This is a genomic window from Roseisolibacter sp. H3M3-2 (assembly GCF_029211165.1).
Classification (GTDB): Bacteria; Gemmatimonadota; Gemmatimonadetes; order Gemmatimonadales; family Gemmatimonadaceae; genus Roseisolibacter.
The window spans coordinates 1-11,875 of the sequence record NZ_JARGEK010000129.1 but is presented as its reverse complement, the minus strand read 5'-3'; the positions used below and the strand labels follow the sequence as shown (position 1 = coordinate 11,875).

General features: G+C 73.4%; 12 protein-coding genes. 8 read left to right on the top strand and 4 right to left on the bottom strand.

What is annotated here, in order from left to right; translation table 11 throughout:
* Positions 1-224: 224 nt before the first annotated feature.
* Positions 225-836 carry a flagellar basal body rod protein FlgC gene (flgC, locus tag PYV61_RS12325; protein ID WP_275831891.1) on the bottom strand — a complete coding sequence of 204 codons (612 nt, stop codon included), beginning with the start codon at positions 834-836 and terminating at the stop codon, positions 225-227.
* 14 nt (positions 837-850) lie between these two features.
* On the bottom strand, positions 851-1,153 hold the full coding sequence (locus PYV61_RS12320; protein WP_275831889.1) for a hypothetical protein: 303 nt from the start codon (positions 1,151-1,153) through the stop codon (positions 851-853).
* A gap of 224 nt (positions 1,154-1,377) precedes the next feature.
* Between PYV61_RS12320 and PYV61_RS12315 the strand changes: the two genes are divergently transcribed.
* Both PYV61_RS12315 and PYV61_RS12310 read left to right on the top strand, forming a co-directional pair.
* Complete coding sequence (locus tag PYV61_RS12315) at positions 1,378-3,483, top strand: M13 family metallopeptidase (protein WP_275831887.1); 2,106 nt, start codon at positions 1,378-1,380, stop codon at positions 3,481-3,483.
* Complete coding sequence (locus PYV61_RS12310) at positions 3,480-4,241, top strand: hypothetical protein (protein ID WP_275831885.1); 762 nt, start codon at positions 3,480-3,482, stop codon at positions 4,239-4,241. Before PYV61_RS12315 ends, PYV61_RS12310 begins: the two co-directional genes overlap by 4 nt.
* A gap of 7 nt (positions 4,242-4,248) precedes the next feature.
* Here the strand turns inward: PYV61_RS12310 and PYV61_RS12305 are convergent, their stop codons facing one another.
* A complete protein-coding gene (locus tag PYV61_RS12305; protein WP_275831883.1) occupies positions 4,249-4,398 on the bottom strand; it encodes a hypothetical protein in 150 nt (49 codons plus the stop codon).
* A gap of 98 nt (positions 4,399-4,496) precedes the next feature.
* On the opposite strand from PYV61_RS12305, the gene PYV61_RS12300 reads away from it, so the two are divergent.
* Entirely contained in the window at positions 4,497-5,417 is a 921-nt protein-coding gene (locus PYV61_RS12300; RefSeq protein ID WP_275831881.1) for a cation diffusion facilitator family transporter, read from the top strand.
* A 104-nt stretch (positions 5,418-5,521) separates the two neighbouring features.
* On the opposite strand, the gene PYV61_RS12295 is transcribed toward PYV61_RS12300, so the two are convergent.
* Positions 5,522-6,988 (bottom strand): sigma-54 dependent transcriptional regulator, encoded by a 1,467-nt coding sequence (locus tag PYV61_RS12295; RefSeq protein ID WP_275831879.1) that lies wholly within the window; start codon positions 6,986-6,988, stop codon positions 5,522-5,524.
* Positions 6,989-7,152: 164 nt separating this feature from the next.
* Here PYV61_RS12295 and PYV61_RS12290 point away from each other — a divergent pair, with 164 nt between their 5' ends.
* From PYV61_RS12290 to PYV61_RS12270, 5 genes are all read left to right on the top strand, one after another.
* The gene (locus PYV61_RS12290) at positions 7,153-8,067 is read left to right on the top strand and encodes a flagellin (protein WP_275831877.1); all 915 of its coding nucleotides are present in this window, start codon (positions 7,153-7,155) and stop codon (positions 8,065-8,067) included.
* Positions 8,068-8,074: 7 nt separating this feature from the next.
* Complete coding sequence (gene fliW, locus PYV61_RS12285; protein ID WP_275831875.1) at positions 8,075-8,530, top strand: flagellar assembly protein FliW; 456 nt, start codon at positions 8,075-8,077, stop codon at positions 8,528-8,530.
* A gap of 169 nt (positions 8,531-8,699) precedes the next feature.
* Positions 8,700-9,812, top strand: coding sequence for a flagellin (locus PYV61_RS12280; RefSeq protein ID WP_275831873.1), 1,113 nt, complete (start codon positions 8,700-8,702; stop codon positions 9,810-9,812).
* Positions 9,813-9,954: 142 nt separating this feature from the next.
* On the top strand, positions 9,955-11,337 hold the full coding sequence (gene fliD / locus PYV61_RS12275) for a flagellar filament capping protein FliD (RefSeq protein WP_275831871.1): 1,383 nt from the start codon (positions 9,955-9,957) through the stop codon (positions 11,335-11,337).
* Between the two features lie 58 nt (positions 11,338-11,395).
* A complete protein-coding gene (locus PYV61_RS12270; protein WP_275831869.1) occupies positions 11,396-11,872 on the top strand; it encodes a hypothetical protein in 477 nt (158 codons plus the stop codon).
* Positions 11,873-11,875 lie beyond the last annotated feature (3 nt).

Genomic DNA, 11,875 nt, shown 5'->3' with positions numbered 1-11,875 from the left:
CCTGCGCGGGCGCCGCCGCCGGCCGCTGCGCGCCCGCCGCCCCGGTCCCGCCGACGCCGCCGGTGAGGGGGCGCCCGACGGTGCGGAGGGCGGAGGTCAGCGGGTTGTTGACGTTCGAGACGGACATGGGGGAGCTATTCTCGATTGATGCGGTGCCGCGACCCTCGACGCTCGACGCTCGACGCTTTCGGAAGCCAGCGTCGAGCGGCGAGCGTCGAGCGGGATCAGATCTCCAGCGCCTTCTTCAGCATCGCCTTCGCCGACTGGAAGACGGTGGCGTTCGCTTCGTAGATGCGCCGGGCGTCGAGCATGTCGATCATCTCGTCGGTGACGCGGACGTTCGGGTAGCGCACGTAGCCGTTCTGGTCGGCGTCCGGGTGCGCGGGGTCGTACACGAGCGGCCCCTCGGTCTGGTCCTCGGCGATCCCGGCCACCCGGACCCCGTGCAGCCCGTCGTCCTGGCCGAGCAGGGGGACCTCGATCGCGCCCACCCGGTCGCCGCGCTGGGCGGCGGCGAGGGCGGGGACCTGGAAGGCGGCGTTGCCGAAGGGGCGGACCGGGTTCGACACCGTCCCGCCGGCGCCTGGCGGCGTGGTGGCGCCGAACAACTGCGTCTCTGCGCCGGCCGACTGCAGCACCGCCACCTTGCGGCGGTAGGGCGTCCCGTCGGGCCCGCGCGTCGTCTCGGCGTTGGCCAGGTTCGACGCGATGGTCTCCAGGCGCTGGCGCTGCGCCGACAGCCCGCTCGCGGCGATGGCCAGCGAGCGGAACATCGGGCGCACCGGCGCCTGCGGCGCGAACGCGGGGAGGAGGCCGAGCTTGGGGATCGCGGGCATGGGCGTCTACGAGGTCAGCGGTCGCGGAGGCTCAGCCGGATCGTCGAGTAGGTCTTCTCCAGCAGCTTGGCGGTCGCCTCGTAGCGCAGCTGCTCGTCGGCCAGGCTCACCATCTCCGACTCCAGGTCGACCGGCGGACCCGGCTGGGCGCCGTTCGGGCTCTCGGCGGTCGTCGCGGCCAGGCTGAAGCCGTCGCCGTTGTTCAGCGACGCCTTCGCCACCCGGTCCCCGATCGCCTTGGTCCGGGCCGCGCTGACGTCCAGCGCTCCCCGGAGCGAGGCGGCGGACGAGACGCGGTTGATGAAGCCGAAGAGCATGGGTCGATATGGATGAGGGTGGCACCCGCCCTCAAGCAGCGATCGCACCAGACGCTAAGTGGTTGATCCTCAATAGCTTGAGAAAAGTCGCCGGAGCGGAAATTCCTGCCGCCTGGCACAACCTGCCGAGTGTTGGCCGGCATTTCACAACCCGAGGGTGGAGCGCGCGACCGGTCCGAGGGTACTGTCGGGGCTTCCGCAGTCCCCCTCATCACAGAAGGCCGATGGTCCCCTTCCGTCCCCGCCTGGCGCTCGCCGCGCTCGCCCTGGCGACCGCCCCGCTCGCCGCCCAGGCCCCGACCCGCCCCCGCGGGATCGACCCCGCGAACCTCGACACCACCTGCGCCGCCTGCGAGAACTTCTTCCAGTACGCCAACGGCGGCTGGCTCAAGAAGACGCAGATCCCGCCGGCCTACGCGCGGTGGGGGAGCTTCAACGAGCTCCAGGACAAGAACGAGGCGGTGCTCCGCGAGATCGCGCAGGCCGCGGCCGCCCAGCCGCGTCCCGACGCCCGCACCGCCGGCCGTCCCGACCGGCAGGCCGTGCGCACCGTCCCGGCGGTCGACGACCGGAACTCGACCCGGGCCAACGTGCAGCGGATCGGCGCCTTCTACCGGTCGTGCGTCGACTCGGCGGCCCTCGAGGCGGCGGGGATCACCCCGCTGAAGCCGCTCCTGGCGCGCATCGACGGCATCCAGACCCACGAGCAGCTCGCCCGCGAACTGGGGGCGCTGGAGGCCGAGGCCGGCCTCGCGCCGTTCGGCGCCGGGCCCGGGCCGGACGCCAAGAACTCGAGCGCGCTGATCGTCAACGCCAGCCAGGGCGGGCTCGGGCTCCCCGACCGCGACCTGTACCTCAAGGACGACGCGCGCTCCCGGCAGGTCCGCGACGCCTACCTGGCCCACATCGCGAGGTACGCCGAGCTGGCCGGCGCCGACGCGTCCACCGCGAAGGCGGACGCCGAGCGGGTGCTGGCGCTCGAGACGCGGATGGCGCGGGCGTACATGGGGCGCGTCGAGATGCGCAACCCGAACGCCGTCTACAACAAGATGTCGCTGGCGGACTTCCAGAAGATGACGCCGCACATCGACTGGGCCGCCTACTTCAAGGCGCAGGGCGCGCCCGCGTTCACCGAGGTGAACGTGCGGCAGCCGGCGTACTTCCGCGCCGTCGACTCGCTGCTGGCCGCCGAGCCGGTGGAGAGCTGGCGCGCGTACCTGCGCTACCACGCGGTGGACGGCGCGGCCGGGGCGCTCAGCTCCGCGTTCGTGAACGAGGCGTTCCGCTTCGGCGCGCTGTTCAGCGGCGCCCGCGAGCAGCAGCCGCGCGAGAAGCGGTGCACCGGCAGCACCAACGGCGCGCTCGGCGAGGCGGTGGGGCAGGAGTACGTGCGCCGCACCTTCACCGAGCAGGACAAGCGGCGCGCGCTGGCGATGGTCGAGAACCTGCGCGGCGCGCTGCGCGCGCGGATCGACGCCGCGGCGTGGATGAGCGACTCGACCAAGCGCGAGGCGCTGGCGAAGCTGGCCGCCTTCACGCCCAAGATCGGCTACCCCGACCGGTGGCGCGACTACTCGGCGCTCGACGTCAGGGACGGGCCGTACCTGCTGAACCTCAAGCGCGTGCAGGACTTCAACCGCGCGCGCAACTGGGCCAAGCTCGGGAAGCCGATCGACAAGACCGAGTGGGCGATGACGCCGCCCACGGTGAACGCGTACTACAACCCGAGCTGGAACGAGATCGTCTTCCCGGCCGGCATCCTCCAGGCCCCGTTCTACGACCCGCAGGCCGACGACGCGGTGAACTACGGCGCGATGGGCGCGGTCATCGGCCACGAGATGTCGCACGGCTTCGACGACCAGGGGCGCCAGTACGACAGCAAGGGGAACCTGCGCGACTGGTGGACGCCCGCCGACGCCGCGAAGTACAGGGCCGAGGCGCAGAAGGTGGTGGAGCAGTTCGACGCCTACACCGTCGTCGACAGCGTGACGAAGGTGAACGGGCAGCTGACGCTCGGCGAGAACATCGCCGACCTGGGCGGGCTCACGATCGCCTACCACGCCATGCAGAAGGCGCTGGAGGGGAAGCCGCGGCGGACGATCGACGGCTTCACGCCGGAGCAGCGCTTCTTCCTCGGCTGGGCGCAGGCGTGGCGCCAGCTGCAGCGCGACGAGGCGGCCCGGAGCCAGGTCCAGACCGATCCGCACGCGCCGGGGATCTGGCGCGTGAACGGCCCGCTCGGCAACATGCCCGAGTTCAAGGCCGCCTTCGGTTGCAAGGAGGGCGACAAGATGGTCCGCCCCGCCGCGCAGCGCGCCCAGATCTGGTGACCCCTCCCGTGACCGACGCCTCCTCTCCCCGCCGCGACTTCCTGACCCAGCTCGCCGCCGCCGGCCTCGCCACGGCGGGGCTGACCGGCTGCGCCTCCGCCGCCGGCGCCGCCTCGTTCGCCGGCGGGTCGGGCGGCGGGGCGCCCGCCAACGTCCCCGGCGGTCGCTTCGACGACTCGTGGACCGCCAAGGTCCGCGCGGCGCGCCACAAGGCGGTGTTCGATGGCCCCGAGGTGCAGGACGGGCTCCCGGTGTTCCAGGCCTGGCTCTTCCGCCAGGGCTACCGCGAGGCGCTGGGGGCGGAGGAGGCGCGGGCGGCGGTCCCGGTGGTCGTGGTGCGCCACGCCGGGACGGTGCTCGCCATGGACGACGCCCTGTGGGCGAAGTACAAGCTGGGCGAGATGCGGAAGGTCAACGACCCGGTGACCGGCAAGCCCGCCGAGCGGAACCCGATCGCCCGCCCGCGGGCCGACGCCCCCAAGCCCGAGGGGGACGTGGCGCGCATCACGGCCGAGAACGGGGAGCCGACGATCGTCTCGCTGATCGAGAGCGGGGCGGTGGTGCTGGCGTGCAACCTCGCGCTCAACCAGATGATCAACGGGATCGCGCGGCGCTCCAACCAGAAGGTCGAGGACGTGCGCGCGGAGGTCCACGCCGGGCTCGTCCCCGGCGTGATCCTCCAGCCGTCGGGCGTCTACGCCGTCCTGCGCGCGCAGGAGGCCGGCGCGGTCTACCTCCGCTCGACGAACGTGGCCTGACGGCCGGTCAGCGCCGGACCTTGGGCCCGACGACGCGCGCGATGGCGTAGCCGGTGGCGGCGACGGCCAGCGTGCGCACGAACGGGTTGGGGATGAAGCGCGAGAGGCGGCGCGAGGCGGAGCGGGTCAGGAGGCCGGAAGCGAGCAGTCGCAGCATGGGATCGCGGGTTCGGGTGATCGGTGCCCCCCTCCCCAGGGCATCGCCCGTGCCTCCGCACGTCCCCCCGACCGCGGGCGCCGGATAGATTCGGCGCCATGTCGTCCGCCGCCTCCCCCGCGCACCGCGCCGCCATCCGCGCGGCGCAGCTGGGGCTGGTGGTCAACGCGCTGCTGGCCGCGGTCAAGCTGGCCGCCGGGCTCCTCGGGCACACCTACGCCCTGGTGGCCGACGCGGTCGAGTCGACCGCCGACATCGTGGCCTCCCTGGTCGTGTGGGGGGGGCTGCACATCGCCGCCCAGCCCGCCGACGACGACCACCCGTACGGCCACGGCAAGGCCGAGTCGCTGGCGGCGGCGGTGGTGTCGCTGATGCTGGTCGCCGCCGCCGCCGGGATCGCGGTCGAGGCGGTGCGCGAGATCCGCACCCCGCACCGCCCGCCGGCCGCCTGGACGCTGCTGGTCCTGGTGGGGGTGGTGGCCGTGAAGGGGGTGCTGTCGCGCCGCGTCGGGGCCCTCGGCGACTCGCTCGACTCGACCGCGGTGAGCGCCGACGCGGGGCACCACCTGAGCGACGCGATCACCAGCGCCGCCGCCTTCGTCGGGATCGCGGCCGCCCTGATCGGGAGCCGCCTGAGCCCGAACCCCGCCTGGGCCGCCGCCGACGACTGGGCCGCGCTCTTCGCCGCGGGCGTCATCGCCTACAACGGCGTGCAGCTCCTCCGCCCCGCGCTCCACGACCTGATGGACCGCATGCCCGGCGAGGAGGTGACCGCCCCGGTGGAGCGCGCCGCCCGCGGCGTCGCGGGCGTCCTGGACGTCGAGAAGCTCGTCGTCCGCCGCGCGGGCACCGCCCTCCACGTGGACATCCACGTCCAGGCCGACCCGCGCACCCCCCTCGACGCGGCGCACGTCATCTCGGGGATGGTGAAGGGGGCGATCCGGGCGGCGGTGCCGCGCGTGCACGGGGTGCTGGTGCACATGGAGCCGTACGAGGGACAGGTACGGCGTGGTCGATGACGGCGTGGTCCGATACGGCGTTCTCAGGTACGGCGTGACCTTCACCTGTCGGTGTTGGCTCACGTAGTGCCGGACCACGCCGTATCAGACCACGCCGTACCGGATCACGCCTTCTCTGGTCCGTTCAGCTTGTTGCGCAGCGTCCGCACCGAGATCCCCAGCAGCTCCGCCGCCCGCGTCCGGTTCTGCTGCGACACCTCCAGCGCCCGCGCGATCAGCACCTTCTCGGCGTTGGTCACGTCGAGGGAGTGCAGCACGACGCGCATCGGGTCCTCGGCGCCGTCCTCGGCGAGCGCGCGGCCGTTGGCGCCGGCGGCGAAGCCGAGCCCCCCGAAGCCGGCGGCGAGGGCGCGCAGCGGGGAGGGGCCGTCGATCGCGCCGGCGACGGCGCTGGCGTGCGTGAGGCCGAAGCGCTCCGCCTCCAGCGCGTGCGGCGGCATCAGCGGGTCGGGGGAGAGGATCACCGCGCGCTCGATCACGTGCTGCAGCTCGCGCACGTTCCCCGGCCACGGGTAGCGCTGCAGCAGCGCCAGCGTGTCGGGCGCGATACCGTCGAGGCGCTTGCCGACGTCCTCCGCCGTCCGCATCGCGAAGCGGAACGCCAGCAGCGGGATGTCCTCGGGCCGCTCGCGCAGCGCCGGGATCGACATCGGGATCACGCTCAGGCGGTAGTACAGGTCCTGGCGGAAGCGCCCCTGCTGCGCCTCGACGGCGAGGTCGCGGTTGGTCGTCGCGATGATGCGGACGTCCACCTTGATCGGCGCCGTCCCGCCCACCCGCTCGAACTCCTGCTCCTGCAGCACGCGCAGCAGCTTGGCCTGGAGGTCGAGCCGCATCTCGCTGATCTCGTCGAGCAGCAGCGTGCCGCGGTGGGCGCGCTCGAAGGCGCCCTCGACGCGCTTGATGGCGCCGGTGAACGCCCCCTTCTCGTGGCCGAACAGCGCGCTCTCGATCAGCCCCTCGGGGAGCGCGGCGCAGTTGAGCGTGATGAACGGCTTGTCGCGCCGGTCGCTCTGCTCGTGGATCGCGCGCGCGAACAGCTCCTTGCCCGTCCCGCTCTCCCCCTGCAGCAGCACCGTGGCGCGCGTCGGGGCGGCCATCGCCACCGTCTGCAGCGCGCGGCGGATGGCCGGGCTGTCGCCGACGATCTGCCGCTCGCTGCGGATCGCCATCACCTCGTGGCGCAGCGTCTCGTTCTCGCGCTTGAGGCGCACGAACTCGAGCGCCTGCTCGACCGCCAGCTCCAGCTGCTGGGGGCGGACCGGCTTGGTGATGTAGTCCACCGCGCCGGCCTTGATCGACGCCACCGCGTGCTCGATGGAGGCGTAGCCGGTGAGCATGATGACCGGGACGTCGTACCCCTCGCGCTGCAGCATCGAGAGGAACTCGAGCCCCGTGATCCCGGGCATCCGGTAGTCCGAGACGATCAGCTCGACCGGGGTGCGGGCCAGCACCTGGAGCGCCTCGGGGACGTTGCGCGCCCCCACCGGGTCGTGGCCGGCGCGGCGCAGCGTGTCCTCGACGATCAGCCCGACGGCCGGCTCGTCGTCGACGTACAGGATGGTGGCCATGGGGGCGGAAGATATTGCCGGGACGTGCCGGCGGAAGCGCGCCGTTCACGTCGCGCTCACGCCGCGCACGCGAGGTGCCGACACTCCCCGGGAACGCGTCCCGTGACGCCCCGCCCGGCACTCTCGTCCTCCCGCCGAGCGTCCCTCCCGCCCTGCATCGTCGCATGCGCGTCACCAACTCGATGGTCACCCGCGGGCTCACGGCCCGGCTGCTGGAGAACCAGCGGCTGCTCGCCGAGGCGCAGGAGCGGGTGGCGACCGGCAAGAAGGTGCGAAAGATGTCCGACGACCCCACCGCCGGGTCGGCGATCATGCAGGCCAGCGGGCAGCTGCGGGCGCTGGAGCAGTACCGGCGGAACGTCCAGTCGGTGGGCGCCCGGATCGACGCCGAGGAGACGGCGCTCGACCAGGTGACGCAGCTGATGATCCGCGCCAAGGAGCTGGGGGTCGGCCAGATCGGCGCGACCGCCAACGCCGACTCGCGCCGGGCCGCGGCGGTCGAGGTGCGGCAGCTGCTCGCGCAGGCGGTGCAGCTGGGCAACCAGCGCTTCGGCGAGGAGTACCTGTTCGGCGGCACCAACGCGCAGGACCGCCTCCCGTTCGACGGGGCGCAGACGGCCACCGCGCCGCGCTTCGCGCCGCTGGTGGCCGGCGTCGCCACGCCGCCGACCGGGACGCGCCAGATCGAGGTCGGGGCGGGGCAGTACCTCACCGGCCCGCACGACGGGAGCGCCGTCTTCCTCGACACCGGCGTCTTCGACGTGCTGCAGGACCTCGGCGACGCGCTGGCCGCCGACGACCCGGCCCGGATCGGCGCCGCGATGCGCGACCTCGAGGGGTCGTTCGCCGGCGTCCAGGCGCTGGTCGGCGAGGCGGGCGCGCGCCAGAACCAGGTCGAGCTGCTGGAGACGCAGCTCGACGCCGTCGAGCAGAACCTCGAGTCGTTCCGGTCCGACCTCGCCGAGGTGGACATGGAGCGGGCGATCACCGAGATGGTCGCGCGCCAGACCGCCTACCAGGCCGCCATGCTCGCGTCGTCGCGGGTGATGGGCCTCAGCCTCACCGAGTACCTGCGCTGACCTCCCCATGACCGCCGTGCTCCTCCCCGACGCCCCCGTGTCCGTCGCCTCCGACCTCCTCGGCCCCATCGAGGTCCCGGCCGCGGCGTGCTACGACTTCCCGGACGGGCTGCCGGGCTTCGAGGGGGCGCGCCGCTTCGCGCTGGTGCCGGCGGGGCGCGAGGGGCTCTTCTGGCTGCAGTCGCTCGACGCGGGGGCGCTGGTCTTCCTGCTGGCCGACCCGTTCCGGTGCGCCGCGGCGTACGAGGTCGAGCTGTCGCCGGCCGACCGCGAGGCGCTGGGCGCCGCGGGCCCCGACGACGTCGCGGTGCTGGCGATCGTGACCCTCCCCCGCGGCGACGGCGACGCGCCGAGCGTGAACCTGCGCGCCCCCGTGCTGCTCGCGACGGCGGCGCGGCGCGGGCGGCAGGTGGTGCGGTCCGACGACCGCTACGGGATCACCGAGCCGCTCTCCCTGGACTGATCGCCGCTCCCCCGACGGGGGCCGGATCGACCCGAGCGGGCCGCCTTCGGGCGGCCCGCTCAAGTTTTCGGGAGTCCCGCCGATACCACTCCCCAGAGGCGAACGGGACCGCCGGACGCCGCCAGGAGCACGGACGCTCCGATTCCACACCGTCAGGGAGTGACTCGCAATGAAGATCCAGACGAACAACGCCGCCAACTTCGCGCTCCGCAACATGAGCGTGAACTCGCAGTCGACCGAGCGGTCGATCCAGCGCCTGAGCTCGGGCTTCCGGATCAACCGCGCGGGCGACGACGCGGCGGGCCTCGCGATCGCCAACAAGTTCCGCGCGGAGAACCGCGCGCTCGGCCAGGCGCAGAAGAACGCGTCGCAGGGCACGGCGATGCTGCAGGTGATGGACGGCGCGATCCAGACGGTGTCGAGCATCCTGGACCGCATGAAGGAGCTGGCGACGGCGGCGAACTCGGACAGCATCGGGACGCAGCGCGACAAGCTGAACGCCGAGTTCACGCAGCTGCGCAGCGAGATCGACCGCATCGCGCAGACCACGAAGTACCAGGGCACGGCGCTGGTGAACGGCACGTTCGGCTCGTCGATCGACACGGCCGACGTGGCGACCAACACCCTGCTCGCCGTCGCCGGCGTGTCGGTCCAGGCGACCGGCGCGGCCGCGGGCACCTACACCTTCACGGACGCGGGCGGCGGCGCGATCTCGGCCACGGCCACGATCGGCGGCCAGACCATCACGCAGGCGGTGACGGGCGTCGCGGCGAACAGCTCGGTGAACTTCGACAAGCTCGGGCTGACCGTCTCGTACGGCGCGGGCTACGTCGCGGGCGCGGCGGACGGCAACATCGTGGTCGCCGGCGGCAGCGGGCGCTTCCAGGTCGGCTCGTCGGGCGCCTACGGCACGGACGACACGATCTCGGTGACGTCGGTCAACCTCCGCACCACGTCGGCGGGGCTGAACCTCGACACGCTGTCGATCACCACCTCGGCCACCGCGGTCACGGCGCTCGGCGCCCTCGACTCGGCGATCAACTCGGTCAACACGGCCATCGGGAACGTCGGTTCGGCGCAGAGCCGCTTCGACTTCGCCTCGGCGAACGTCGCGGTGACGCTGCAGAACTCGCAGGCCGCCGAGTCGACCATCCGCGACGCCGACATGGCGTACGAGATGAGCCAGTTCACGAAGAGCAACATCCTCTCGCAGGCGGCGCAGTCGATGCTCTCGCAGGCGAACCAGGGGACGCAGGGCATCCTCCAGCTCCTCCGTGGCTGATCGCGGCGGATCCGGCGCCTGAGGCACCGCGCTCCGGGGGTCGCCACGCGCGACCCCCGGAGCGTGTCGCTTCGGGGCCGCCGGTCGTCATCGCTGGGCGCGCCGGCACCGCCGGACGCGCCGCGCACCGAGGAGAGTCCCCATGGCCGACCCACTCACGACGATCACCGGGCTGTCGAGCGGCATCGACTCGAAGGCGCTGGTCGAGCAGATCATGCTGCTCGAGCGGCGGCCGGCGGCCCGCCTCGAGACCCAGATCGGTCTCAACAAGAAGAAGTCCGATGCCTTCGACCAGCTGCGCAAGCTGCTCGACGCGCTGCGCACCGCCGCCGAGGGGTTCAAGACCGGCAGCGGGCTAAGCGCGTTCACGACCTCCGCCAGCGGCGCCGACTCCGCGGGGCGGTCGCTGCTCGCCGCCACCGCCGGCACCGGCGCCGCGCCGGGCACGCACCAGATCGAGGTCAAGTCGCTCGCGCGGGCGCAGAAGACCATCGGCGCCGCGCAGGCCGCGGGCGCCGCGACCGCGCTCGGGCTCACCGGCACGTTCGCGATGAGCGTCGGCGGCACCGAGGTCGGGCAGGTCACCGTCGAGGCGACGGACACGCTGCTCCAGGTGCGCGACAAGATCAACGCGCTGGGCGGCGTCGCCCCCAAGGTGCAGGCGACGGTGCTCACCGCCGGCGCCACCGACGCCCGCCTCTCGCTCTCCGGGCTGCAGATGGGGAGCGCCGGCGCGTTCACGTTCAGCGACGTCTCGGGGACGCTCACGTCGGCGCTCGGGCTGAACAACGCCCCGCTGCAGGGGGCGTCCGACGCGACGTTCGTCGTCGACGGCGTGCCGATGACGCGCACGTCGAACACGGTCGCCGACGCGATCGCCGACGTCACGCTGACGCTGACCGCCGCCGAGGAGGGGAAGCTGGCCACCGTGACGGTGGAGCGGCTCCCGTCGGCCGGCGTCGACTCGGCGAAGGCGTTCGTCGAGGCGTACAACAAGGTCGTGACCTTCATCCAGGCGCAGAACCTGGCCGCCGCCGACGGCAGCTCGCCCCCGCTGCGCGGCGACGGGCTGCTGCGCTCGATCCGCGGCGCGCTGACGCAGACCGTGATCGGCACCGCGGTCGCGCCGGCGGCGACCGACCTCGCGCGGCTGGCGACGGCCGGGATCTCGCTGCAGAAGGACGGCACGCTGTCGCTCGACGCCAACGCGTTCAAGGCGACGTACGCGACGCGCCGCGACGACCTCGTGAAGCTGTTCGCCGACCGCGGCACGGCGCTGTTCGACCAGGTGGACGCGCTGACCAAGAGCGGCACCGGCACGATCGACCAGCGCACCGCCGGCCTCACCGAGCGCAACCAGGTCATGACCGGCCGCGTGGCCGACATCGACTCGCGCCTGGACAAGAAGCGCACGGCGCTGCTCGCGCAGTACGCCAAGTTCGAGGCGTCGCTCGGCCGGCTGAAGAGCCTCGGCGACTCGCTGTCGTCGCAGCTCGCAGGGCTGAACAAGAGCAACAACGACTGACGCCCGTCCCCACCGCGCCGACGCCGGGGCCCCTCGGGGCGCCCGGAGGAGGACCGCCATGTCCATCGCCAGCTCCCCGCTCCCCCTCGCCCAGCGCACCGCGCTCGACGCGCTCGACGCCCAGCGCGCCGCCTACCGCCGCTACGCCCGCCTCGTCGAGGCGCAGCAGCAGGCCCTCGGCGCCGGCGACGGCGACCGCGCGGTGGCGGCCACCGACGTCCTCTCGCTCGGCCACGACGAGCTGCGCGAGGGGGCGGCGGCGCTGCCGCCGCTCGTGCAGGAGGCGCGCGCCGGCGCCGGGACGGACGTGCGCGCGGAGCTCGACCGCCGCGTCGACGCGCTGCTGCGCGAGGCGCAGGCGGCCGAGGTGGCGCTGCGCAACCTCGCCACGCAGATGGAGGCGTGGCGCGACGCGTACGGGCGGCAGCTCGGCGAGCTCGGGGTGCAGCCGGGCTCCGAGGACCGCGGCGCGGGCGCCGGCGGCTACGGGCCGCGCGGCGCCGGCGCCCCGCGCACGGCGGGCGCGGTGCCCTAAGTC